Below are 24,315 nucleotides of genomic sequence, written 5' to 3'. Positions count from 1 at the left end.
CTGTTAAATCATTGATTTAACAGTCTTTTTTGTTTATTATTTTCTAGAATACATAAAAAAACCATCTCAAAAAAATGAGATGGAAAGTTAAGTGAGAGAGTGATAAGTATAGTGCGAATAAATACAAGGGTTACAGAAGAATGTGGGGGTTCTGCATCATCGTCATTAAATGTTCCTGCAGTAGGAATATGAATTTCTGTCATATTATATTCAATAACTTGAACTGTGATGATTGCAACAGTTCCAATGATTGCTAACATAGTAGTCATACTTTCACTCCTCTCTTAATTTTAAATAAAAGTACTTACTTAACTGATTGACTAGAGACTAAAAAGATACATCAACATGAACGTTGAGCTTTAGCACTATACAACGTAAAGATCACTCTTAGCTATTTTGAGAAAAGCCTTCTCCTCGACCAGTCTTGTTCTACTCATTGGTGTCTCTCGACATTTCTGAGCAATAGCCTATGTTTGTATAGGAGCCTCACCTAACTTATTACAAAGAAATAATAGTCTTTTAAGTAACTCTTTGTCAAGACATAGCAGAAGTCAAAACAGTTCTATTTACAAATGAATGCGACGAACCATTTCTTCTGTTATTTGTTCTACAATATCAATGGTTGTTTTTGGCGAACGTTGATTTCTGGGGATATCGATTGAGTAAATTTTGGCAATACGACCAGGATTTGCATCCATTAATACAACCCGATCAGAAAGTTGAACTGCTTGTTGAACATCATGCGTGATCATCACAATTGATTTAGTCGCAATTTGATTGTTTAGCCAAATTTCTAATAAATCGTTAGATAATTGGCTGGCTGTAATGATATCTAAAGCTGAAAAAGGTTCGTCTAAGAGCAATAAGCTAGGTTCGATGGCTAAAGCACGAGCAAAGCCTACACGCTGTTTCATTCCACCAGATAACTCTCTGGGATAAGCTTTTTCAAAACCAGTTAAACCAATCATTTCAATGAGATTACTGACTCTTTTATTTATTTGTTCGCGAGAAATTTCTTTACGGTTTTCTAAGCCAAAGCTGATATTTTTTTCAACTGTCAACCAAGGAAAAAGGGCAAAATGTTGAAAAACCATGCCGATATTGGCATCAGGCTCATTAATGATTTTATCTTCAAAAGTAATTTCACCTCTAGTTGTACGAAGAAGTCCAGCGATACTTCTGAGCAACGTTGATTTTCCTGTTCCTGATTGTCCGATAATACTTAAAAATTCATTCGTTTTAACTGTTAAATCAATATTTTCAAGGACTTTTAAATGTTCTGAATGTCCTTCAATTTCAAATTCTTTATATACTGATTTTATGCTTAATAATTCTTTATTTTCCATCGTCTTATTAGATAGGTCAAGGGAAATCACCTATCGTTCTCCTCTCTAGTTTATCTTAAAAATTTAGTCGAGTTGAGTCGTCCAGCTATTAATAGTGAAATTTTTGTTTTGCTGCTCGATATAAAGGTTGCCAAACAAAGGCGATACATAAACCAACAACGAAACACATCGCTAAGGTTCCTAAGGCAGATTTATCTTTTACGCCATCGTTTGCCGCAATATATTGTCCTAGGCCAGTAACATCTATTGATTTTTTGCCCCATTGAATGCTTTCTGCTGCGATATCAGCGTTCCAAGCAGCACCAGCAGCGTTAATAATTGCTGTAATGAGGTAAGGTAAAATAGAAGGGATCAAAAATTTTGTCCACCATTGCCATTTAGATAATTTAAAAAGTTTGGTTACGTCACGAATATCATCAGGGATGGCTAAGTAGCCAGCAATTACATTAAAGAAAAAATACCATTGGCAACCAACCATGATGAGTGGTAGAATCCACCATTCTAATTTGTTGAAGCCCATACTAATAATCAACACAATGAATGGAGTATAAACATTTGACGGAATGGAGCCTAAAATTTGTCCAATCGGTTGAACGATACTTAAGCGTCGATTATCATTCGCAACCCAAATTGCTAAGGGAGTAAAGATAATGCCAGCAACGACCATGGCCAAGGTAACCCGTAGTGTAGTATAAAGGGTTAATCTAGGAATCATGCTGAAATCTTGATGGGGCAAGAAATGATAGAGCTTAATAGAACAATAAACCCCAATAATGGTTAAGCTGACATACCATAATGTTTTGAAGAAATGGCGTAATTTTGCTAGTAATCGATAGAGATAGTCTAGCTTGAAAAAGTACCAAACTTTTGGTAAATCGTAAATCCAAAAATGACTGAATTTCACAAAAGCTTTTGAAAAGTATTTCGTTAAAGTTGCTTTTTTTAATAAATGATAAATGATGGATTTAGGTGGCGTCGTACTTTCGACATCTGTTTCATATTTAAAATAATAAGTGGCTCGAACTAAAGGTTGAAAAACTAAAAAGTTTAAAATCACCACATTGATTAATAAGGCAAAAACAGCCCATAAACAGGATTTAAAGTCGGCTCGATTTAATGCTACTTGGATATAAGAACCAATTCCTGGTAAATAAAGGTTGGTTTCTTTAGGAAAGGCAACAGAAGCTTGCTCGCTGGCCACCAAGGCAAACCAAGCCGCAGTTTGAGAAATAATAACGTTCCAAAGTAAGCCAGGAATTGAGTAAACAAATTCAAGCCGCCAAAATTTTTCCCAAGCATTGTACTTGAACTGATCGGTCACATTGACTAGATCTGAAGGAATAACTTCCATTATTTGATAAAGAGTCAACATGATGTTCCAAGCTTGACCTGTGAAGATGGCAAAAATAGCAACCGCTTCTGCGCCCATCACATTTCCTGGAAATAAACCAAGTAACCAAGCAGTTGTAAAGGTTAAAAATCCTAGTAATGGAACGGATTCAAGGAAATTAACTAATGGTAAAATGACTCTTCTTGCCGTTTTATATTTTACGGCTAAAATACCAAAAACAAAGGAAAACAGGAAGGACCAAGCCATACCCACAATCATTCGAAACATGGTTCGAATTGAAAAGTAAAAAAGATTTGATGGAGATAAGAAATCATCTGTTTTACTTGGTGTTGCGAGGAATTCTTCTGAGGGAAGGGTGTGGAGAGGGCGATTCATTTTTAGCCAAGAGAAGACGATGATAAAAATGAAAATGCCTAAAATGATGAGCAAGGTAAGATTCCCGATACTTTTAGCAAGTAGGGTATTTTTCTTAGATGATGCAGTGACAGCTTTCAATTTAAAAACCTCCAATTAATCATATTAAAGAGGTCGCCGAATAAAAGAAGAAGATTATAGGGTAATCACAATAATTGAGCTTTGGCTTTCTGAGACGTAAGAAAAAAAATTCTAGTTATCTTAGGAAAGCCTTAATTCGACAATCCCTGCTTTACTCGTTACTGTCTCTCGACATTTCCGAGCGATAACCTGTGTTCTTCAGAGTAACCTCACCTAATATGATTCTATTTGATTTACATGCTTATCATACTCGTGACTAAAAATAAAACAATTTCTAGCTGGTTATACCTGAATTACTGTTTGTTGTTATTCTATTCAATGATTCTTAAAAAGATTGCCCACATTCTGTTTTTTTAGGGAGAAATTATCAGATCAGTATGTTATGTAACCCGAGGTTAATAGCGTAGGATGTTGTATTTTTAGTTTGTCTCGTTTACTGTTAAAGATGTAAGTAGTAACTATACGTGAATGTCTAAAATTTTGGGAGGTAGTGTATTGAAAACAAAAGTGATAGTAATTAGCGGTGTGACAGCAAGTGGAAAAACGACACTCATTAATGCTTTATCTGATACTGTTGAAAATGCTTATGTACTTTCATTCGATGATTATAGTATTGATGCTTTGCCATCGGCACCATCCCATGCTTTTTTATTAAAAAATTTCAACGTTGCAGTCAATTTATTCGATATTACCCAGTTAATGAAAGACTTTTTTTCTGTGAATGCTCAAGGCAAATTTAATTATATTTTTATAGACTTTCCATTTGGCTATTTACACGATGATTTGAAGCCTTTTATTGATATTGTGATCTACCTGAAAACGCCATTAGATGTTTGTTTTGCTCGCCAAGTGATTAGAGATTATTCTTATTCTCAAGGAGAAAGTATTATTAAGTGGGCCCATAACTATTTAAATAATGTTAGACCGCTATTTATAGAACATGAAAAAAATGTATCAGCAAGTTCAGACTATCTTTTAGATGGCACACATAGCGTAGATGAACAAATACAAAAGCTAAAAAAATTAAAAGTAATCTAGCACCTAAATTAAGCAACAAAGAAATGTGTTCAGAAGAAAGGAAATTATGATGATTATTTGGTTAAACGGTGCGTTTGGAGCCGGAAAAACGACCATTGCACATGAGTTACAACAAAAACTTCCCAATGCAATCATTTATGATCCAGAAATTATTGGTAGTGCATTGATGGAGTTAGTTCCCGAAGAAATGAAAGAAAATGATTTTCAAGAGTATCAGGAATGGCGTTGCTGGAATGCTCATTTATTAAAACGAATGTCCAAAGAGTCTGGACGGCCGATTATTGTTCCAATGACCCTTTATAAAAATGAATATGAAGAAGAGCTGATTGGATATCTGAGACGAGCAGGCATTGACGTTTATCATTTTTTGTTAGCGGTCGAGAAAGAAGAAATTTTACAGAGATTATTGAAAAGAAATGATGGAACTTTTGAATGGGGGAAAAATAAGTTGCCCGAAGTACTTGAAGGTTTTCGTCAGATTCAGTTTACCGAGATTTTTAGAAATCATTCAGCTGACACGACAGAAATTGTAGCAACCATTCTTAATAGAGTAACCGAATAAAAACAAAATAAGGGACCTAAGCCGAAATGACTTAGGTCCTTTATTTTCTACTTCTTAAGATAATCAACTACCAGCTACCCTGATTTCTTCAAACTTTAAGACCGCACATTTACGACAATCTATTTTTACACTGTCAAAATTTTCTTTCAAGTCTTGCATTTTGTTATTTTTAGCAGTATATTTTAGGTGTGCCTAAAATATATTAGAGGTTAACCTTCTAACGGGAAGGGCCTTTTAAAATTATTGCAAAACGAAAGAAGGAATTGAATTGAAAAATTCAGAAGAACATGAACCAAAGCAAAGACATCATTTGATTGAATATGCAAATGGTCCTTCGCTTGAAGAAATTAATGGCACCATCGACGTGCCTAAAAATATGAGTTTTTGGAAAACGTTATTTGCTTACTCAGGTCCAGGAGCATTGGTAGCAGTGGGGTATATGGATCCAGGAAACTGGTCTACTTCAATTACTGGGGGACAAAATTTTCAATATTTATTGATGTCGATTATTTTAATTTCCAGTTTGATTGCAATGTTGCTCCAATATATGGCTGCTAAATTAGGCATTGTTTCACAGATGGATTTAGCACAAGCGATTCGTGCTAGAACTAGTAAGACGTTAGGTATTGTATTATGGATTTTAACAGAGTTAGCAATTATGGCTACAGATATCGCTGAAGTTATCGGGGGCGCAATTGCCTTATATTTATTATTTCATATTCCTTTAGGTCTGGCTGTCTTCATTACGGTATTTGATGTTTTACTTTTGTTGTTATTGACAAAAATTGGTTTTAGAAAAATTGAAGCTATTGTTGTTGCTTTAATTGTTGTTATTTTTGTGATTTTTGCTTATCAAGTGGCATTGTCAAATCCAGTATGGGGAGATGTAATTAAAGGGCTGGTTCCTAGCGCAGAAGCTTTTTCTACATCACATGCGGTGAATGGGCAAACGCCATTGACAGGTGCATTGGGGATTATTGGTGCAACAGTGATGCCTCATAATTTGTATTTACATTCTTCTGTTGTGCAAAGTCGTAAAATTGATCGTAAAGATAAAACCGATATTCAACGCGCTTTACGCTTTTCAACTTGGGATTCTAATATTCAATTAACGATGGCATTTTTTGTTAACTCTTTATTATTGATTATGGGTGTGGCCGTTTTTAAATCCGGCAGTGTCAAAGATCCTTCATTCTTTGGTTTGTTTGATGCTTTATCAAATCCAGCGGTTATGAGTAATTCTATTTTAGCGCATATTGCAGGTTCTGGAATTTTATCAATTTTATTTGCGGTAGCCTTATTGGCATCAGGACAAAATTCAACAATTACAGGAACGTTAACTGGTCAAATTATTATGGAAGGGTTTATTCATATGCGCGTACCAATTTGGTTACGTCGGATGGTCACACGTTTGTTATCTGTTATTCCTGTCTTAATCTGTGTTTTAATGACCAGCGGAAAAAGTACAGTGGAGGAGCATATTGCGATTAATAATTTAATGAACAATTCACAAGTTTTTCTAGCATTTGCTTTGCCATTTTCGATGTTGCCTTTACTGATGTTTACAGATAGCCGTGTTGAAATGGGTGAACATTTTAAAAACTCGTGGTTAATTAAATTGTTAGGCTGGGTTTCTGTCATTGGCTTAATTTACCTCAATATGAAAGGCTTACCTGATCAAATTGAAGGATTTTTCGGTGATAATCCGACAGCGAGTCAAATTACGTTAGCCGATAATATTGCTTATGTCATCATAGCACTCGTCATCCTCTTGTTAGTTTGGACGGTTGTGGAATTATATAAAGGTGATAAACGATACGCACAGCAGCTTGCAGCTATGGAGCAACAAGTAGAGGAGGTTAAATAATGAAATTTTCAAAAATTATGGTTGGTGTTGAAGAGTCGCCAGATGCGTTAAAAGCATTTCATTATGCTATCCAAAAAGCAAAAGAAGAACAAGCTGAATTGGTTATTGTTTCGATTTTAGAAGAGAAAGAGATTAATGTTTACCAATCGTTAGATAAAAATTATTGGCAAGAACAGTTGGCGAAATTAGAGAAACAAACGGAAAAATATCAACAAGAAGCGTTAACGAATGGCATCGATAAAGTAAGTGTAATTGTCAATGAAGGGAACCCGGGAGAATTAATTATTAATAAGCTTATTCCTTTGAATAAACCAGATTTGTTAATTATTGGCTCCAAGTCAACTAGCAAATTAAAAAGCTTTTTTGGTAGCCAAGCAGCTTATATGGCTCGATATGCCCCAATTTCTGTAATGATTATTCGCTAACAAAATTGAAACAGTTAAAAAAGCCGCCACGATTTACTATTCGTGGTGGCCTTTTTATAGTAATTTTTGTTTATATAAATAAACAGCCAAACTTAGTTGTAGCGAACTATCAGGAAATTCTAAAGTTAAGTGAAGAATCTCTTCTATTTTTTTTAAGCGGTAAATAATTGTATTACGATGTACATACATATTTGTGGCAGTCAACGAAATATTTTTATTCGACTGAAAGTAGGTGTTGATGGTTTCTAGTAGGGAACTTTCATGTTTTTGATCTTCTTTTTCCAATGGTTCAATCAATCGTTGATATATTTTTTGTTTGGCTTGTTTGGTCAGGGTTTCGATCATTAAACGATAAAAAAAGAGGTCGTCATAATTCAAAATAGTTCGTTGTTGTAATTCTTGACTTGCTTGTGCTAAGTGGAATGTTTCTTGTGCTAATTTATAAGAATCACACAGATTGGTGATTTTTTTGACAGTTGGCCCAATCGCTAATTTAAATGATAATTTTGGATTCAGTTTCATTAGTTGCTCTAGTAAATTCTTGGCAAGATGAGTGGTTTGTGCAAGGTAGGTGGCTTCCTCTTGCGCTGGATTTTCTAGTAATAAAATAAAGCCAGTTTGTGTAGGAAAGGCAGTAATTTTTTGTCGATATCCTTCTAAAATATGATTCAATTGATGGCCAATGCTATTCATTTGAATAGTCGGATTAAACAGTTGTTCCAATTGTTCAATGGCTACAAGCAAGAGACTAAATGTATCTTTTTCATTTAATTGCAGATAATTACTAAATTCTTGCCAAGCTTGAGGATTGGTATTTTTCTCTTGGATAAGGTCTTGAAACAGCGCCCCGATCTTTTGCCTCGTTGTTAAATTTTCCGAAGATTCTAATTGAAGTTGTGGTAAAAGGTAGTGAGCACAGACCTCCACAGATAATAAATCAATCGTCTGTAATTTTTTGGTAGTTTGCCAAATCACTAAGTAAGATAAGCTGAGATTTTTCTTTTTGATGGGTAAAATTCGCAAAGATAACTGATGGTTCGCTAAGGAAAATTCAACAGTCAATGGTTCTTTATAAAATAATAGGAGCTCATTGTTCTGGGCTTTTAAAGCTGTCTCAAACTGTTTTTTGAGAGTCGCGTTGTTTAAAATACTGGTGATTCTTGTTGGCGCATCAGGTAAATCAAAATGATTCATAATCTGAAAACGCTCGTCTAAAAGCATTACAGGCGCTTGAATCGCGGCACTTAATACTTCCAGTAATTGGGTACTTTTTCCGCCAGCTTTGATAATTGTATAAAATTTATTATGCATATGAACAGAATGTTGGCTAATCGTTTCGTCAGGTTGATTGACTCGGCGATTGACCAATGAAATAATTTGAGAAAAGTTGTAATTATAAGGGATTGAGAGAATTGGTAATCCGACGTCATTCGCTAATTGGATCATCTCTTGTGGAACTTCATTGAAATAACGTTGGACTTTAAAGCCTAGAGCAGCGCAGTTCATATTTGCTAGTTCTTGAATAAGACGTTTTTGCAAGCAAGGCTGATCTTTGAAAATATAGCCGGTAGTTAATAAAATTTCTCCTGGCGTTAACCAGTCAAAAGCATCAGGATTTTCTAAAATATTTGCTTGTAGAATTGGCGCATCTAAATTGGTCTCGTGCGTCAATAAGGTTAAACCAGGTAGTTCTTCTGCATGGAGTAGATCATTGACCGTCATCATTAGCAAGGCCTCCTTTTGTATGAATTATCTAAAAATTAAGTGTATTTATTGTAAGATGTTACAAAACTATTTTAGGGAAAATAAGGTATCCTTATACTAATAGAAAAAAGTTCCAAGTCATCACGTGATTGGTAGTCACAAGTGACCAAATAAGAATAATCAGCGCTTACAACCTATAGAAACGCATCGTTTAAAGATATAGCAATAGTATACTTAATTTTTAATGCTTTTACTATTGTTTCAGCTACTTTAAATTTCTCAAGTATTTCTATAATCTGTAAGTTTTTTGAGACTCTTATCAGATATGCTTCTTTTTCTATATTTTATCAGAAAATTCTGGTAACTTTGAAGGTTATAGTTTGTAAAATGGAGGGATCGGTATGAAAAAATTAAAAATGTTAGGATGCGTCGGTTTGCTTTTAGCTTTAACGGCTTGTCAGGCGGGAACGGGAAACTCGGCTGATAGTAACAAAGCAGCGGAACAAAAAATTGCAATTAGTTCTGAAGCGGCTATTTCGACAATGGAACCACACACAGCGGGGGATACGACCTCGACTTTAGTCATGAATCAAGTTTATGAAGGACTCTATGTTTTAGGTAAAGAAGATGAATTAGAGTTGGGGGTCGCTGCCGAAGAACCAGCAATTTCTGAAGATGAAACCGTTTATACATTTAAGATTAGAGAAGATGCCAAATGGTCGAATGATGATCCAGTAACAGCAAATGACTTTGTTTATGCATGGCAACAAGTTGCTTCCCCTAAATCAGGATCGATTCATCAAGCGTTATTTTTTGATGTCATTAAAAATGCTAAGGAAATTGCTTTAGAAGGCGCAGATGTGAATACTCTTGGGGTTAAGGCGCTAGATGATAAAACGTTAGAAATAACTTTAGAACGGCCCACCCCTTATTTTAAATCATTACTTTCGTTTCCTGTTTTGTTTCCACAAAATGAAAAATATATCAAAGAACAAGGGGATAAATATGCCACTGATGCAGAACATTTGATTTATAATGGTCCTTTTAAATTGAAAGAATGGGATAATGCCTCTTCTGATGACTGGACCTACGAAAAAAATGATACGTATTGGGATGCTGAAAAAGTTAAATTATCAGAAGCAAAAGTTTCAGTAATTAAGAGCCCAACGACAGCGGTGAATTTGTTTGACTCGAATGAATTGGATGTAGTGAATAAGCTAAGTGGTGAATTTATTCCTGGTTATGTTGATAATCCAGCCTTTCTTTCAATTCCTCAATTCGTCACATACTTTTTAAAAATGAACAGTGTTCGTGATGGAAAAGAAAATCCGGCTTTAGCGAACAACAATATTCGTAAAGCGTTGGCACAAGCTTTTGATAAAGAAAGTTTTGTAAAAGAAGTCTTGCAAGATCAATCAACGGCTACAGATCAAGTAATTCCGCCGGGACAAACGATTGCGCCAGATGGAACAGATTTCACAAAACTAGCTGCTAAGAAAAATAACTACTTAACCTACGATACAGCGAAAGCAAAAGAATTCTGGGAAAAAGGGAAAAAAGAAATTGGGCTGGATAAAATCAAATTAGAATTTTTAACAGATGATACAGACAGCGCCAAAAAAGCTGCTGAGTTTTTCCAATTTCAATTGGAAGAAAATCTAGATGGATTAGAAGTGAATGTTACTCAAGTTCCTTTTACTATTCGTGTTGATCGTGATCAAACGAGAGACTATGATTTAGAATTATCTGGTTGGGGAACCGATTATCGTGATCCATTAACAGTTATGCGCATCTTTACTTCGGATAGTACCTTGGGCGGCGTAACGTTCAAGAGTGATACGTATGATCAATTAATTCAAGAAACTAGAACAACACATGCGGCTGATCAAGAGGCTCGTTTAAATGACTTTGCTCAAGCACAAGATATTTTGGTGAATCAGGAAACGGTTTTAGCACCAATCTACAATCGAAGCATTTCTGTATTAGCTAATCAAAAAATCAAGGATATGTATTGGCATTCATTTGGACCTACGTACAGTTTAAAATGGGCTTATGTTAACTAATTGAATGAAGGTAGGAAGGGGTTTGTCATGCTTTTAAAAAACTGTAAATTAGAAACAGGATTTTCTACTGTGAATCAGCGAATTGTTGCGACAGAAACAGCTAGCTATGATATTCGAATTGAAAACGAGGTCTGTACTGCGGTCGCACCGCAGTTAAGGCCTTTAGAGAACGAAACAGTTATGGATGTGAATCAGCAACTCGTTTTACCTGCTCTAAGAGAAATGCATATTCATATTGATAAAACGTATTTTGGGGGACCTTGGAAGGCCTGTCGTCCACTAACGAAAGGAATTTTAACACGTATTGAAGAAGAAACTTGGCTGTTACCTGAACAATTACCAACTAGTTTAGAACGTGCTTGCCAAGTTATTGAGCAGTATATTCAACAAGGCCATTATCATATTCGCAGTCATTGTAATGTAGATCCATCTATTGGAACGAAACATATTGAAATTACTAAAGAAGCATTTAGTCGATATGAACAATACATTACTCATGAAATTGTGGCTTTTCCTCAACACGGATTACTCCGCTCACAAGTCGAACCTTTGATGCGCGAAGCCTTACGCATGGGGGCAACTCATGTCGGTGGCGTTGATCCAGCCCTTGTGGATCGTCATGTGGATCATTCAATTGCAAAAATATTTGAATTAGCTACCACATTTAATAAAAAAATTGATGTTCATTTACACGCCCGTGATACTTTGGGACTTTATGAATTTAATAAATTTGTTGATTATACAGAACAAGCAAAAATGTTTGGCAAAGTTACTTTAAGTCATGCTTTAGCCTTAGGGAGCTTAGAAGAAGCAGCAATTAGAGACATTGCGCAAAAATTCATCGAAACAGGTATTGATTTGACTTCGACTGTACCAATTGGAATGCCCACCATGCCGATTCCAACCTTGGTTGAACAAGGTGTTAAGATCTCCGTGGCTCATGACAGTTTGACGGATCATTGGTCGCCTTTTGGCAGTGGCAATACAATAGAAAAATTAAATACAGCCGCTCAAAGGTTTAAAATTAGCGATGAGTATCGCTTGAATCGTTTATGGGGCTTAGCGAGTAATTTTGTAACGCCTCTTGATCCTAACGGGCAGCGAGTTTGGCCTAACGTCGGCGATTCTGCAGATTTCCTACTATTTAATGCTGAGAGCACTGCTCACGTGATTGCACGCCAACAGCCAATCCAACAACTGATACTAAAAGGACAACTGGTTGAAGCCGTTCAAAAGGGGGAAAAAGAATGACAGCATCCATTGTTTATTTGAATAATGTTCGTTTAGAAACTGGTTTTGCTAAAGACCACCACGAATTAACGTATACTAAAACCGCACGCTATACTTTAGCGATTCAAGAAGGCAAAATCCAAGCGATTATTCCGCAAAATCAAGTCACTGAAAAGCAACAAGGCACTGATTTAAACGGACAACTGGCTATTCCCGCTTTTCAAGAGAGCCATAATCACTTAGATAAAACCTACCTTTCATTAGGCTGGCGTGCTAGCCAACCTGTTAAAAATTTAAAAGAGCGTTTAGCAGACGAAGCCAGTGAACTTAAATTGTTAGCGCCGTCAACAGAACAACGAGCGACGGCCATGATTGAAAAATTGATTGGTTATGGAGCCTCTTATATTCGGACACATGTCAACATTGATCCTTATGTAGAACTAGAAAACTTCTGGGGCGTCAAAAGAGCCTTAGAAAAATATGCGCATGTGATTGATTATGATATTGTTGTCTTTCCACAGCATGGATTATTAAAAAATCCCCAAACGGTTTTACTCATGAAAGAAGCCCTAAAAAATGGTGGAACAATGGTTGGCGGTTTAGATCCTGCAGGCATTGATTATGCAATTGAAGAATCTTTAGAAACTATTTTCGATCTGGCAGAAGAATTTCAAGTAGGAATCGATATCCACTTGCATGATACGGGGGAAGTGGGCGTTTATACAATTGATAAATTTTTAGACATTTTAGAAGAACGAAAATTTACTCAGCGAACCGCTATCAGTCACGCCTTTGCGCTGCTAGATGTACGACCAGCAGAAAAAGAAAAACTATACCAACGCTTGGCAACGCATCAAACGGCGATTATGTCTACAATTCCCTATGATCCTCGTTATTTATTGCCACCAATTGATGTGTTACGCCAAGCTGGTGTATCGGTTCTTTTAGGTAGTGATGGCTTTTTTGACTCTTGGAGTTCTAATGTTTCAGGTGATTTATTTGAAAAATTACGTAATTTTTGTGAAATGACAGGAAAGATTACAGAAGAGCAACTTACTCAAGCTTACGTCCATGGCTGCGGCAAAGAAGCACCTTTTTCATTTGAAGAAGAACGTCTTTGGTTTACAGAAGGCGACGAAGCAAACTTTATCTTTACAGAAGCAGCTTCTACAGCAGAAGTGATTGCTAGAAAACCGCAGAAACGCAAGATTATGTTGAAAGGACAATGGGTTTAACTTGCTTTAAAATTAGGTAGAAATAGAATGTTAAAAAGCCAAACAGAGGAAACAGGGTTCAGCTCTGAGCAACGCATAGTGTCAGTCCAGCGGTTACTCGTCACAGTTTAATCCTTATAAAGTGCTTCTGCTCACAACGTGGATCAGCGTTTCAAGTTTGTTTGACTCACTTTAACATAGCACTTTTGCGTATCTTCCTTTATAATAAGACAAAATGAAGGAGATGAACCAAGCATGACTGAACAAACGAGAGAAAACAAAAAAGCAGCCTACGAATTGTGCTTACAACAATTGAGCGGTTTGTTAGAAATAGAAACGGATGCTATTGCAAATTTAGCAAACTCGTCCGCGTTACTTGCACAAACATTACCAGATACCGTTTTTGCTGGGTATTATTTATATAAAGATGAAGAATTAGTCTTGGGGCCTTTTCAAGGGAAAGTCTCTTGTACCAGAATTAAAATGGGCAAAGGTGTCTGTGGTGAGTCCGCGGAAAAACAAGCTACATTGATTGTTGATAACGTGAAGACACACGCTAATTATATTTCTTGTGACTCAGCTGCGATGTCTGAAATCGTTGTACCGATGGTAAAAAATCATCAATTGGTCGGTGTTTTAGATATTGATAGTGGTGTAACAAATAGCTATGATGCGGTTGACCAACTGTATTTGGAAAAATTTGTTACCTTATTGCTAGAAAAATCAGATTTTTAAGCAGACTATTTTTGCTTTCTGACAAATCATGAGAAAATAAAGTATAAAATTTGATCATGAAAGAAGGTGAGTCATTTGTTAGAGCTGTATATAAATTTTAAAGGTGAAGCAAAAGAAGCAATTGCGTTCTATGAAGATGTTTTTGATACAAAATGTCAAAATTTAATGACTTTTGGCGAAGCACCTGAAGATCCTGAGCATCCTATAAACGACGAGATAAAGGATTTAGTGATGAACGCAAGTATCATTATTGAAGGAACCTATGTAATGATTTCAGATGTTCCTGATATGTTTGGTTTTGAAGTTACGGAAGGAAATAACCTTTCGCTCGTGGTTAGCACAGATGATGATGAAAAAATTGATCGCTTATTTAAGCGATTATCTGAAGGTGGCACTGTTACAATGCCGTTATCTGAAACTTTTTGGTCCAAAAAGTATGGTTCCCTAAAAGATCAGTTTGGCATCCATTGGATGTTTAATTATTATGAAGAAGATTAAAAAAATCCCCAATCCGTTATTTTCATTGGATTGGGGATTTTTTATTCATGAAAGAATTGCTTCTTAGCGATTTGATACTGCCGTTGCTTTTCTGTCCAAAATTGCTGATCGTTTTCATCAATTTTGCGAATGACTTTTGCTGGATTACCCCCAACAATCGTGTTGGCAGGAACGTCTTTTGTAACCACAGCACCAGCAGCAACAATAGCATTTTTTCCAATTGTAACGCCAGGTAAAATGGTGGCACTTCCGCCAATCCACACGTTATCTTCAACAATAATTGGCGTACCGAATTCTAATTCTGCAGTTCGAATCGTTGGATCAATTGGATGGCCGGCAGTATAAAAACTAGCACGAGGGCCAACCATGACATTATCACCGAAGATGATTTTGTTTACATCTAAAAAAATGCAATCCATATTTGCATAAAAATTTTCTCCTACCTCAATATGGCGACCGTAATCTACATGGAGGGGTGGAGTGATATATAACTCATTGCCAGTTTTTCCTAATAATTCTTTTTCTAGGGCCACAATTTCTTTCACATTATCGATAGGAAGTTGATTGATTTTTTGAGCTAACACCTTGCCTTTTGTTGATTTGTTTTCGGGTAAAATGGTGGGGGCGTAATATAATTCACCTTTTAACATTTGCATATAATCAAAGTCATTTTGTTTCATGTAAGCGCTCCTTTAGGCTTTTTCTCTATTGTATCAAATCAATACAATAAGTCGAGGAATATGTAAAATAAAAAAGGACAGATAGCAAAATAGCCTTGCTTATCTATCCTTTATCTAAGGTTATCCAATTTTTTTAACTCTCCCGCCAATTTTATCTGCTAATTTTTGTGCTTCTTTTTCAGAGTGGTAAACTAAACAACCTGATTTATCTCGCGTACGTTTACCATCTGCAGTTAAATAGCCATGAAAAAATTTGATTGCATACATAGACATCACCGCCTTTCTAATTGAAAATAGTGTAAATGGAGCGATTAAAAATGTCAAATAATAGAAGTGCTCTTAACCATTCTTATCTTTTTTAGTTCGAAGATAAGCTTGGTTAAGAGCACCATTTCACTTAATAAATTAGTTTGAAACGGGTCGTTGAGTGAAATTCCTGTTCAGGTGAGAGGGTGATAGAACCGAACAACGGAAATCTTTCAGCACCAGGACAGACTTGGGTTTCAAATGTGAGCGCTCCGTGATTGACTAATTTTTGCCCTTGAATATCGGGACCGTTATCAGCAAAATTTGCTGAAAAAATAACAACTGAAGGTTGATCAGTGAACATCTCTAAGGTGATATCTTTAGTAGGACTTTTTAAGATAACATCCGGGTTAATTAAATCATGATTGGTTAAGATGAAAGGGTGATCGAAGCCGTTCATCTTTTGGATTTGTTCATCGTTACTTGAAAAAACCTCAGCTAATTTTTTAGGTTTTTGTAAATCAAAAGCTGTCTGGTCGACGGAAGCTAATTCTCCAAGCGGTAAAACTCTTTCATCAAGCGGGACAAACTTTTGGGCATTTATTTGTAACTCATGCGCATCAATGGGGATTGTAGGATTTCCAGTTAAATTAAAGTAGACATGATTGGTTGGATTAAAAAGTGTTTGTTCATCTGTAGTTGCCTGATACTCAATTTGCCATTCATTTTCTTCAGTCAATGTATACGTGACTGAAACAGTGAGATTTCCAGGAAAACCATTTTCACCAGCAGGACTCTCTAGCCAAAATTTCACAGAAGGATTCGCTTGTGCCTCTTGGATTTCGCTGTGCCATTTTTTACTTTCAAACCCAGGTGTGCCACCGTGAAGTGTTGTTTGAGTAGGAGTATTAATCATCGTTTGATACTTTTTACCCGCTAGTTCAAAGGAGCCATCGGCAATTCGGCCAGCTGTTCGACCAATTGTTGCACCAAAATATAAGTCTTTAGACAAATATTCATCTGCTGAGGGAAAGCCTAGCACGAGTGATCGGGATTCATTTTTTGTAAGAGGAACGTCGAGCGCAACAATTCGCGCACCAAAATCTGTTGCTTTTAAAGTCACACCATTTTTATTCGTCAGTGTGTAAAGAAGCATTCCTTGTCCAAATGATTCAGTTGAAATAGTCAAAATAATCAATCCTTCCTTTAAGTAAATATTTAGTAAATTTAACTTTGTTGTTTAGATTATTTAAATAGTCAAAAAGAAATGCTAAGAAAATAAATCTTTATTTAATTGTATTGTACACGTTTTCAATTGAAATGACAATTAAGAAAATATTAAGTAAACATTTGCAAAAGTTTAGTAAATATTGTACAATTTGTTTACTAGTGAAAGGAGCGATTAGTGATGGAAGAACTGTTAATGAATCGATTTGTAGAAATATTTGGTGAGAAAGGGACAGCCTGTTATTTTGCCCCTGGAAGAATTAATTTGATTGGTGAACATACAGATTACAATGGCGGTCATGTTTTCCCAGCGGCTATTACTTTAGGGACATTTGGTGTGGCAAGAAAAAGAGACGACCAAAAAATTCGGATGTTTTCTGATAATTTTAAAGAGGTTGGTCTCATCGAATTTTCATTAGAAGATTTAACCTATTCAGATTCAGATGATTGGGCAAATTATCCTAAAGGCGTTTTAAATTACTTGATTGAAAGCGGACACAATATTGATTCTGGCTTAGATGTGCTCTTCTACGGTACGATTCCTAATGGTGCTGGCTTGTCTTCTTCTGCTTCTATTGAACTTTTAATGGGAACGATCTGTAATGATTTATATGCTTTACACTGTCCAATGCTTGAATTGGTGCAAATCGGTAAAAAAGTGGAGAATGAATTTATTGGCGTTAATTCAGGAATTATGGACCAATTTGCCGTAGGGATGGGAGAAAAAGATCAAGCTATTCTACTAGATACCAATAATATGCACTATGAAATGGTTCCCGCCAAATTAGGTGAGTATACGATTGTCATTATGAATACTAACAAACGCCGTGAATTAGCAGATTCAAAATATAATGAACGTCGTGCAGAATGCGAAGAAGCCGTTCGTTTGCTTCAAAAAGAGTTATCTATTGAATTTTTAGGTGAATTAGACAGCGAGACATTTGAACAATATCAAGCATTGATTGGAGATCCAGCGTTGATTAAACGAGCGCGTCATGCCGTCACAGAAAATGAACGAACTTTATTGGCAAAACAAGCGCTAACTGAAGGGGATTTGGAAGAATTTGGCTTATTATTAAATGCCTCACATCGTTCGCTAAAAGAAGATTACGAAGTAACTGGCATTGAGTTGGATACCTTAGTGGCTTGTGCGCAAGAACAACCAGGCGTTTTGGGCGCACGGATGACTGGTGCAGGGTTTGGCGGTTGTAGTATTGCTTTGGTACCAAAGCAAAATATAGATGCATTTATTGAAGCTGTTGGCCAGAGTTATCAAGATAAAATTGGCTATGCTGCTGATTTTTATCCTGCATCAATTGATGATGGTGCCAGAAAGTTATTTTAGAAAGGAAGGCTTTAAATGTCTATTTTAGTATTAGGTGGCGCAGGCTACATCGGCTCACATGCCGTCGATCAATTAATTTCAAAAGGCTATGCCGTTGTTGTTGTTGATAATTTATTAACGGGGCATCGTTCAGCAGTTCATGAACAAGCGACTTTCTATGAAGGCGATATTCGTGATAAAGCTTTTTTACGTAGTGTCTTTGAAAAGGAATCAATTGAAGGGGTGTTGCACTTTGCGGCCAATTCTTTAGTAGGAGAATCCGTGGAGAAACCGTTAATGTATTTCAATAACAATGTTCACGGCACTCAAATTGCCTTGGAAGTCATGCAAGAATTCGGAGTGAAACACATTGTTTTTTCTTCCACAGCGGCCACTTATGGCGAACCAAAAGCAATGCCTATTACAGAAGAAACCCCAACGAATCCTAAAAACCCGTATGGGGAAAGTAAATTAATGATGGAAAAAATCATGAAATGGTGCGACAACGCTTATGAAATGAAATATGTTGCTTTGCGTTATTTTAATGTTGCAGGAGCAAAAAAAGATGCCTCAATTGGTGAGGATCACACGCCAGAAACGCATATTGTGCCAATTATTTTACAAGTGGCATTGGGCCAACGAGCAGAGCTAAGTATTTTTGGGGATGATTATGATACACCAGATGGCACGTGCATTCGAGATTATGTTTACATTGAAGACTTGATTGCAGCACATATTTTGGCTTTAGAATACTTGAAAAATGGCGGCGAAAGTGACGTCTTTAACCTGGGTAGCAACAACGGCTATTCTGTTAAAGAAATGTTAGATGCTGCTCGCGAAGTGACAGGTCAAGAAATTCCTGCGACAATCGCCCCACGCCGAGCAGGGGATCCTAGTACGTTAATTGCTTCTAGTGAAAAAGCCAAACGAGTTTTAGGCTGGCAACCAGAAGTAACTGAGGTCAAGGATATTATCGCCACCGCTTGGCAATGGCATGTGAAACATCCTCAAGGCTATAATGAATAGGAGAACATCAGATGATGAAAGAAAGTAGTAAATGGATTGCTGCATTTGTAGAGATAATCATAGAAAATGGCGATTGGACGGAAACAGACCGCTATTATTTGACGAATCGGATTGCCAAACTAGTTGGCTGTGATTTTTTTGAACAACCAGAAGCGGTTGCTTGTGAGCAAGAACCGTTGCGTGTGGTGGAACATCTTTTAAATATTGCACAAGCCAATCACCAAATCGATGACTCAATTACGGAAGCAGAACAACTAGAAGCGGAGTTAATGGATTTTATTACGCCGACCCCAACCATCATTAATCGGAAGTTTATGGATTATTATCAAGAGTCTCCACGAAAAGCAACGGATTATTTTTATCAGTTATGTAAAACGAATAACTACATTAAAACGAAAGCAATCGCCAAAAATATTATTTTCCCAATGGACTCACCCTATGGTAAACTAGAAATTACCATTAACTTATCGAAGCCAGAAAAGGATGCTCGAAAAATTTTGGCTGAAAAGAAAATGAGTCAAAAAAAATATCCAGCGTGTATGTTATGTATGGAGAATGAAGGCTATTATGGTCGTGTGAATTATCCAGCACGGACAAACCATCGGATTATCCGACTAAATTTAGAGGACGAAGCTTGGGGCTTTCAATATTCGCCATATGCTTACTATAATGAGCATGCGATTTTCTTGGACCAACAACATCGAGAAATGAAAATCGAGAAAAAAACGTTCCAGCGGCTCCTTAAAATTACGGAGTTATTCCCTGAATATTTTGTGGGCTCTAATGCAGATTTGCCAATTGTTGGTGGTTCTATTTTATCTCATGATCATTACCAAGCAGGACGTCATACATTTCCAATGGATTTAGCACCAATGGAAAAAAGATTTTCTTTGAAAAAATATCCTGAGATAACTGCGGGTATTTTAAAATGGCCGATGTCTGTGATTCGTCTTCAAAGTGATCATCAAGAGGAACTCGTTGAGGCGGCCGAATTAATTTTGACCAAATGGCGCAATTATTCTGATGAACGAGTCTCAGTTCGGGCCTATTCAGAAGATGGCACACCGCATCATACGATTACGCCAATTGCTCGACGCAAAGGGTCATTATTTGAATTGGATTTAGTTTTACGAGATAATAATGTTTCGGAGGAATTTCCAGATGGCATTTTTCATCCACATCCAGAAGTACAACATATTAAGCAAGAAAATATTGGCTTAATTGAAGTAATGGGACTAGCTATTTTGCCACCAAGGCTGGCACAAGAATTAAGAGAAGTCGAAAAGTATTTATTAAAGCAACCCAATCAAATTGCTGAAAGTCATCGAGCTTGGGCGGATGAACTCAGTCAGCAAACCATCACTGAAGCCAATGTCAAAGAAGTGATCCAACAAGGAATTGGGACAATTTTTGTTCAAATTTTAACAGATGCCGGTGTCTTTAAACGTGACGAAGAAGGCCGTCGTGCTTTTGAACGATTTATTCAATGTATTGAAAATGATTAATTTGAGGTGAGGAACATCGTAACCATTAAAGATATAGCAGAGCAAGTCGGTGTTTCTTCAGCGACAGTTTCGAGAGTTTTGAACTATGATGAAACATTATCAGTTAGTGATGAAACGAAGAAGAAAATATTTGAAACAGCAGAAACGTTAAATTATAAAAAGCGAGCCAGAAAAAAACAAGCAGGCAAAAAGAAAATTCGGTTTGTCCAATGGTTCAGCGATCCAGAAGAACTGGATGATATTTACTATTTATCGATTCGTTTAGGTGTTGAAAAGCGGGCAGAGGAATTGGGTTTTCTTTTAGTCAAAGAATCTCTGACAAACCTGTCTCAAAAAAGATTTGATGGGACAATTGCCCTAGGAAAATTTGATGAAAAGCAAGTGGCGGCCTTAGCCGCCTTAGGCGCACCTCTTCTATTTGTAGACTTTGATGCAATGGCTTTTGGCCAAAACTCCATTGTTGTTGATTTTGCTGGAAGTGTTAAAACAATTGTGCAAGAATTTTTGGCGCAAGGGCATCAGAAAATCGGTATGCTTTCTGGGCAAGAATATACGAAAGAGTCCCGCGTGGCATTGGTTGATCCACGTTTTGTCGCTTTTAAAGAAACCTTAAAAGATTTGGACCTTTATCATCAAGAATGGGTTGTCGAAGCAGCTTTTTCTGTTGAAGAAGGCTATCAAGCGATGAAAGACTTTATTGAAAAAGCGGACACTCGTCCAACCGCTTTTTTCGCTGCAAGTGATACGTTGGCAATTGGTGCGATGCGGGCGTTACAAGAAGCAGCCATTCGTGTGCCAGAAGATATTTCTATCATTGGTTTTAATGATATTAGTGTCGCAAAATATGTTTCACCCACATTAACAACAGTCAAAGTTCATACTGAATGGATGGGTGAGCTAGCCGTTGAGACAATGAAAGAGTTATGCTTGAATACCCCACCAGTTCCTAGAAAAATTATTGTCGGAACGGAATTCATTCAGCGAGATTCAACGAAACATTCATCAAAATAACAGCAAAACTTGGAGAGTTTTTTCCAAGTTTTTTGCTCTTTTCTGCTGGTTTTCAACAATCAAGAAAATGGAGGGAAACAGATGCAACCGAAATTAATTATTTTACGTGGTAATTCTGGTAGTGGTAAAACAACGATAGCTAACGCGCTTCATCAGTGTCTTAAAGAACAATCGTTATTGATTTCTCAAGATGTGGTGCGCAGAGAAATGCTTCGTGTTAAAGATGAAACAGGTAATCTAAGTATTGCTTTGTTAAAACAGTTGGTAGCTTTTGGGTATCAAGAATGCCAGTATGTGATTGTTGAAGGGATTTTTCAAAAAGCCATTTATCATTCCTTTTTTCAGGAAATAATCCATCTCTTTGAAGGAAACGTTCAGGTTTATTATTTTGATATTTCTTTTGAAGAAACGTTGAAAAGACATAGCCAGAGAAACAAGAATCAAGAATTTGGTGTCGTGGAAATGAAACGTTGGTGGCTACCAGAAGATTATTTAGGGCTTGCGGGAGAACAGCGGTTATCTGAACAACTGTCTGAAAAGCAGATTATCAGGCAAATTTTAGCAGATATTCAGTAGTAAGTGCTGCGCTTTTTAGAGAAATGGATGTTGTGGTATGATAAAAAAGAAGGAGTGGTTTCAATGGATTACCAAGAACGATTAAAAAATTTACCACCTGAAGTCATGACAGCTTTTTCAGAATCATTTATTTTTTTAATCAGTAACGATAAAGTTCAACATTTTCCTGCACGATACTTAACGCAAGCTGAAATGATTCAACGAGTGAAAGAGAAATTAGGTGAAGCGGTGACGTGGTCCTTATGGCAAGGGTTCGTTATTGCTGTTAATTCAGAAAAAACATGTGTTGCTGTTTTGCCCAAATATCATCAACTCGATGGTTTTTGAAAATGAATAAGGGAGCGAAGAATTATTCGCTTCGTTTTATAAAATGAAAACGCTTTTCGGGAGGGAATGCTAATGTCTGAGCTAGTGGTTATTAGAGAAATGCAAGAGAAAGATATCTTAGCGCTGGATACTCAATTTGTCCAACAAGGTTGGCCAAGTCGCCAAGAGATTGTAATGAACTATTTAGAAGAACAATTAGTCAAGCAACGAACGGTTTTTGTAGCGGAGAAAAAGGCAACGCTGTTAGGTTATGTGACGTTACTGCCATTAGCTAAGGAAGGACCTTTTAAAAATTTATATCCTGAAATAGCTGATTTCAATGTATTCTTGCCATTTCAAAAACAAGGAGTGGGGCGGTTATTATTAAATCGTGCAGAAAATGTTGCCAAAAGTTATGCAGATACTGTTTCCTTGGGAGTAGGCCTGCATCCTGGTTATGGTGCAGCGCAAAGATTATATATCAAACAAGGATATGTGCCAGATGGTTCAGGAGTTTGGTTTCAAAATAAGCAGCTGAAACCAAACGATCGGTGTGTTAATGATGATGCGTTAGTTCTTTATTTATCGAAAAAACTATAGCAATTGTCAATCAATAATGGAGGAATAATCGTGGTTCATCAATTATTAGCTCAAATGGAAAATGGATATATGAAAATAATAAAAGAAAATTTAGTTGGAATATATCTTCATGGTTCTTATGCTTTTGGAACCTATTGTCATTCAGTAAGTGATTTGGATGTACTGATTGTGGTTTATGAAAAGCTTACTATTGATGAGAAGAAACAATTATTAGATTATACAATTAATATTTTAGATAAGTGGGCACCAAAAAAAGGGATAGAATTCCATGTGCTACAATTAAAAGATACAATAAATTTGAGTTATCCGATTCCCTTCGATTTACATTTTTCTCCGATACATCGTTCCAGATATCTGACTAATAAAAATAAATATATTGAAGATATGATGGGATACGATGAGGATCTAGTGGCACATCTTATGATTACAAAATTATATGGAAAAGTACTCGTAGGAAAACCGATTGATTCCGTTTTTGGCTGGATAGATCAAAAGAAATATTTTGAAAGCATTGTAGCTGATGTGAAAGAGGCAAAAAAAGAAATTGTTCAACAACCTATGTACGTTATTTTAAATCTGTGTAGAGTAATGGCGTTTAAGCAAGAGAATAAAATTTTATCAAAAAGGGCTGGCGGGGAATGGGGCCTAGTACATTTTCCTACTAATTATCATTCGCTGATACAACTAGCTTTAAAAGAGTATCGAGGCGAAACAGTTTTGTTAGAGCAATACAATGATTCAGAATTAAATGATTTTGCGGATATTACGCTTTCGTTATTATTTAAGTAAGAATGTAAAGGAGGGTGTTACCCTTGATTAGAAAAATGAAGCCAACAGATGCAGCGGCGTTAACTATCATTAATAAAGAACAATTGGGCTATGAAGTTCCCGTTGACGTGACCTGTAAACAGATTGAGAAATTACTACTAGCCAGTGACAGAGAGTTTTTATATGTTTATGAAGAAACGAAGACAGGCAAGATTTTAGGCTATGTGCATGCGCAACTGTATGAAACAATTTATTCCCAAACGTTATTGAACGTTCTGGGGTTAGCAGTGGCAAAAGAAGCAGAAGGCCGTGGAATTGGCAAACAATTAATGACGAAACTAGAAACGGAAGCTAAAAAGTATAACTTGTCTGCGATTCGCTTAAATTCAGGGGAACAGCGTACAGCAGCACATCAATTTTATGAACACATTGGCTATGTTTCTGATAAAAAACAAAAGCGATTCATTAAATACTTGGATACTTAAGTTATGTCTTTAAAAAATAACAATTTCCTTTAA

The 24,315-nt window shown here is 36.4% G+C and carries 25 protein-coding genes and 2 riboswitches; of the genes, 18 read left to right on the top strand and 7 right to left on the bottom strand.

Features of this window, described 5'->3' with window-relative positions; all coding sequences use genetic code 11:
* Positions 1-8: 8 nt before the first annotated feature.
* From IGL80_RS09710 to IGL80_RS09700, 3 genes are all read right to left on the bottom strand, one after another.
* Entirely contained in the window at positions 9-269 is a 261-nt protein-coding gene (locus IGL80_RS09710; RefSeq protein WP_002363651.1) for a hypothetical protein, read from the bottom strand.
* A gap of 68 nt (positions 270-337) precedes the next feature.
* Positions 338-505: riboswitch (M-box (ykoK) riboswitch) on the bottom strand.
* A 61-nt stretch (positions 506-566) separates the two neighbouring features.
* Positions 567-1,346, bottom strand: coding sequence for an ABC transporter ATP-binding protein (locus tag IGL80_RS09705; protein ID WP_002360638.1), 780 nt, complete (start codon positions 1,344-1,346; stop codon positions 567-569).
* Between the two features lie 88 nt (positions 1,347-1,434).
* Positions 1,435-3,207, bottom strand: a complete 1,773-nt coding sequence (locus IGL80_RS09700; protein WP_002384764.1) for an ABC transporter permease subunit — start codon at positions 3,205-3,207, stop codon at positions 1,435-1,437.
* A 44-nt stretch (positions 3,208-3,251) separates the two neighbouring features.
* A riboswitch (M-box (ykoK) riboswitch) is annotated at positions 3,252-3,420 on the bottom strand.
* A gap of 240 nt (positions 3,421-3,660) precedes the next feature.
* On the opposite strand from IGL80_RS09700, the gene IGL80_RS09695 reads away from it, so the two are divergent.
* The 4 genes from IGL80_RS09695 to IGL80_RS09680 all read left to right on the top strand — a co-directional run bounded on the left by IGL80_RS09695 (position 3,661) and on the right by IGL80_RS09680 (position 7,084).
* Positions 3,661-4,230: an adenylyl-sulfate kinase gene (locus tag IGL80_RS09695; protein ID WP_002404596.1), complete on the top strand. Its 570-nt coding sequence runs from the start codon at positions 3,661-3,663 to the stop codon at positions 4,228-4,230.
* Between the two features lie 46 nt (positions 4,231-4,276).
* Entirely contained in the window at positions 4,277-4,792 is a 516-nt protein-coding gene (locus tag IGL80_RS09690) for an AAA family ATPase (RefSeq protein WP_002404595.1), read from the top strand.
* Between the two features lie 268 nt (positions 4,793-5,060).
* A complete protein-coding gene (locus IGL80_RS09685) occupies positions 5,061-6,659 on the top strand; it encodes an Nramp family divalent metal transporter (protein WP_002382010.1) in 1,599 nt (532 codons plus the stop codon).
* Positions 6,659-7,084, top strand: coding sequence for a universal stress protein (locus IGL80_RS09680; RefSeq protein ID WP_002360632.1), 426 nt, complete (start codon positions 6,659-6,661; stop codon positions 7,082-7,084). Before IGL80_RS09685 ends, IGL80_RS09680 begins: the two co-directional genes overlap by 1 nt.
* 54 nt (positions 7,085-7,138) lie before the next feature.
* Here the strand turns inward: IGL80_RS09680 and IGL80_RS09675 are convergent, their stop codons facing one another.
* Positions 7,139-8,809 carry a PucR family transcriptional regulator gene (locus tag IGL80_RS09675; protein WP_002358159.1) on the bottom strand — a complete coding sequence of 557 codons (1,671 nt, stop codon included), beginning with the start codon at positions 8,807-8,809 and terminating at the stop codon, positions 7,139-7,141.
* Between the two features lie 380 nt (positions 8,810-9,189).
* Here IGL80_RS09675 and IGL80_RS09670 point away from each other — a divergent pair, with 380 nt between their 5' ends.
* The 5 genes from IGL80_RS09670 (at position 9,190) to IGL80_RS09650 (ending at position 14,528) form a co-directional block, all read left to right on the top strand.
* A complete protein-coding gene (locus IGL80_RS09670; protein WP_002360630.1) occupies positions 9,190-10,851 on the top strand; it encodes a peptide ABC transporter substrate-binding protein in 1,662 nt (553 codons plus the stop codon).
* Positions 10,852-12,102: an amidohydrolase family protein gene (locus IGL80_RS09665; RefSeq protein WP_002360629.1), complete on the top strand. Its 1,251-nt coding sequence runs from the start codon at positions 10,852-10,854 to the stop codon at positions 12,100-12,102.
* Positions 12,099-13,316, top strand: coding sequence for an amidohydrolase (locus IGL80_RS09660; protein WP_002360628.1), 1,218 nt, complete (start codon positions 12,099-12,101; stop codon positions 13,314-13,316). Before IGL80_RS09665 ends, IGL80_RS09660 begins: the two co-directional genes overlap by 4 nt.
* A gap of 234 nt (positions 13,317-13,550) precedes the next feature.
* Positions 13,551-14,030, top strand: a complete 480-nt coding sequence (locus IGL80_RS09655; RefSeq protein WP_002360627.1) for a GAF domain-containing protein — start codon at positions 13,551-13,553, stop codon at positions 14,028-14,030.
* Positions 14,031-14,096: 66 nt separating this feature from the next.
* Positions 14,097-14,528, top strand: a complete 432-nt coding sequence (locus IGL80_RS09650; protein WP_002382065.1) for a VOC family protein — start codon at positions 14,097-14,099, stop codon at positions 14,526-14,528.
* A gap of 41 nt (positions 14,529-14,569) precedes the next feature.
* On the opposite strand, the gene IGL80_RS09645 is transcribed toward IGL80_RS09650, so the two are convergent.
* From IGL80_RS09645 to galM, 3 genes are all read right to left on the bottom strand, one after another.
* Positions 14,570-15,208, bottom strand: a complete 639-nt coding sequence (locus tag IGL80_RS09645) for a sugar O-acetyltransferase (protein WP_002379300.1) — start codon at positions 15,206-15,208, stop codon at positions 14,570-14,572.
* Positions 15,209-15,328: 120 nt separating this feature from the next.
* Positions 15,329-15,475, bottom strand: coding sequence for a hypothetical protein (locus IGL80_RS09640; protein WP_002384758.1), 147 nt, complete (start codon positions 15,473-15,475; stop codon positions 15,329-15,331).
* 130 nt (positions 15,476-15,605) lie between these two features.
* Positions 15,606-16,610: a galactose-1-epimerase gene (galM, locus tag IGL80_RS09635; protein ID WP_002399811.1), complete on the bottom strand. Its 1,005-nt coding sequence runs from the start codon at positions 16,608-16,610 to the stop codon at positions 15,606-15,608.
* Between the two features lie 252 nt (positions 16,611-16,862).
* Between galM and IGL80_RS09630 the strand changes: the two genes are divergently transcribed.
* The 9 genes from IGL80_RS09630 to IGL80_RS09590 all read left to right on the top strand — a co-directional run bounded on the left by IGL80_RS09630 (position 16,863) and on the right by IGL80_RS09590 (position 24,282).
* On the top strand, positions 16,863-18,026 hold the full coding sequence (locus IGL80_RS09630; RefSeq protein ID WP_002386588.1) for a galactokinase: 1,164 nt from the start codon (positions 16,863-16,865) through the stop codon (positions 18,024-18,026).
* 15 nt (positions 18,027-18,041) lie between these two features.
* Positions 18,042-19,031, top strand: coding sequence for a UDP-glucose 4-epimerase GalE (galE, locus tag IGL80_RS09625; RefSeq protein ID WP_002379301.1), 990 nt, complete (start codon positions 18,042-18,044; stop codon positions 19,029-19,031).
* A 14-nt stretch (positions 19,032-19,045) separates the two neighbouring features.
* On the top strand, positions 19,046-20,536 hold the full coding sequence (gene galT / locus IGL80_RS09620) for a UDP-glucose--hexose-1-phosphate uridylyltransferase (protein ID WP_002360623.1): 1,491 nt from the start codon (positions 19,046-19,048) through the stop codon (positions 20,534-20,536).
* A gap of 6 nt (positions 20,537-20,542) precedes the next feature.
* Complete coding sequence (locus tag IGL80_RS09615) at positions 20,543-21,547, top strand: LacI family DNA-binding transcriptional regulator (RefSeq protein ID WP_002360622.1); 1,005 nt, start codon at positions 20,543-20,545, stop codon at positions 21,545-21,547.
* Between the two features lie 9 nt (positions 21,548-21,556).
* Positions 21,557-22,123 (top strand): kinase, encoded by a 567-nt coding sequence (locus IGL80_RS09610; RefSeq protein ID WP_002386021.1) that lies wholly within the window; start codon positions 21,557-21,559, stop codon positions 22,121-22,123.
* A gap of 27 nt (positions 22,124-22,150) precedes the next feature.
* Positions 22,151-22,450, top strand: a complete 300-nt coding sequence (locus IGL80_RS09605; RefSeq protein ID WP_002404461.1) for a hypothetical protein — start codon at positions 22,151-22,153, stop codon at positions 22,448-22,450.
* Between the two features lie 66 nt (positions 22,451-22,516).
* Complete coding sequence (locus tag IGL80_RS09600; protein WP_002393494.1) at positions 22,517-23,029, top strand: GNAT family N-acetyltransferase; 513 nt, start codon at positions 22,517-22,519, stop codon at positions 23,027-23,029.
* Between the two features lie 30 nt (positions 23,030-23,059).
* A complete protein-coding gene (locus IGL80_RS09595; protein ID WP_002386017.1) occupies positions 23,060-23,818 on the top strand; it encodes an aminoglycoside adenylyltransferase domain-containing protein in 759 nt (252 codons plus the stop codon).
* A 23-nt stretch (positions 23,819-23,841) separates the two neighbouring features.
* A complete protein-coding gene (locus IGL80_RS09590; RefSeq protein WP_002378167.1) occupies positions 23,842-24,282 on the top strand; it encodes a GNAT family N-acetyltransferase in 441 nt (146 codons plus the stop codon).
* Positions 24,283-24,315 lie beyond the last annotated feature (33 nt).

The organism is Enterococcus sp. DIV2467a, from assembly GCF_050532945.1.
In the GTDB taxonomy this organism is placed as follows: Bacteria; Bacillota; Bacilli; order Lactobacillales; family Enterococcaceae; genus Enterococcus; species Enterococcus faecalis.
This window is presented reverse-complemented; position numbering and strand designations above follow the sequence as displayed.

What these genes read in the sequence shown, in the direction of transcription:
- IGL80_RS09600 (WP_002393494.1), top strand. Translation starts at nt 22,517, where the DNA reads ATGCTAATGTCTGAGCTAGTGGTTATTAGAGAAATGCAAGAGAAAGAT.
- galT (WP_002360623.1), top strand. Translation starts at nt 19,046, where the DNA reads ATGAAAGAAAGTAGTAAATGGATTGCTGCATTTGTAGAGATAATCATA.
- IGL80_RS09630 (WP_002386588.1), top strand. Translation starts at nt 16,863, where the DNA reads ATGGAAGAACTGTTAATGAATCGATTTGTAGAAATATTTGGTGAGAAA.
- IGL80_RS09710 (WP_002363651.1), bottom strand. Translation starts at nt 269, where the DNA reads ATGACTACTATGTTAGCAATCATTGGAACTGTTGCAATCATCACAGTT.
- IGL80_RS09670 (WP_002360630.1), top strand. Translation starts at nt 9,190, where the DNA reads ATGAAAAAATTAAAAATGTTAGGATGCGTCGGTTTGCTTTTAGCTTTA.
- IGL80_RS09640 (WP_002384758.1), bottom strand. Translation starts at nt 15,475, where the DNA reads ATGTATGCAATCAAATTTTTTCATGGCTATTTAACTGCAGATGGTAAA.
- galE (WP_002379301.1), top strand. Translation starts at nt 18,042, where the DNA reads ATGTCTATTTTAGTATTAGGTGGCGCAGGCTACATCGGCTCACATGCC.
- IGL80_RS09605 (WP_002404461.1), top strand. Translation starts at nt 22,151, where the DNA reads ATGTTGTGGTATGATAAAAAAGAAGGAGTGGTTTCAATGGATTACCAA.
- galM (WP_002399811.1), bottom strand. Translation starts at nt 16,610, where the DNA reads ATGCTTCTTTACACACTGACGAATAAAAATGGTGTGACTTTAAAAGCA.
- IGL80_RS09675 (WP_002358159.1), bottom strand. Translation starts at nt 8,809, where the DNA reads ATGATGACGGTCAATGATCTACTCCATGCAGAAGAACTACCTGGTTTA.
- IGL80_RS09690 (WP_002404595.1), top strand. Translation starts at nt 4,277, where the DNA reads ATGATGATTATTTGGTTAAACGGTGCGTTTGGAGCCGGAAAAACGACC.
- IGL80_RS09645 (WP_002379300.1), bottom strand. Translation starts at nt 15,208, where the DNA reads ATGAAACAAAATGACTTTGATTATATGCAAATGTTAAAAGGTGAATTA.
- IGL80_RS09705 (WP_002360638.1), bottom strand. Translation starts at nt 1,346, where the DNA reads ATGGAAAATAAAGAATTATTAAGCATAAAATCAGTATATAAAGAATTT.
- IGL80_RS09655 (WP_002360627.1), top strand. Translation starts at nt 13,551, where the DNA reads ATGACTGAACAAACGAGAGAAAACAAAAAAGCAGCCTACGAATTGTGC.
- IGL80_RS09680 (WP_002360632.1), top strand. Translation starts at nt 6,659, where the DNA reads ATGAAATTTTCAAAAATTATGGTTGGTGTTGAAGAGTCGCCAGATGCG.
- IGL80_RS09660 (WP_002360628.1), top strand. Translation starts at nt 12,099, where the DNA reads ATGACAGCATCCATTGTTTATTTGAATAATGTTCGTTTAGAAACTGGT.
- IGL80_RS09695 (WP_002404596.1), top strand. Translation starts at nt 3,661, where the DNA reads ATGTCTAAAATTTTGGGAGGTAGTGTATTGAAAACAAAAGTGATAGTA.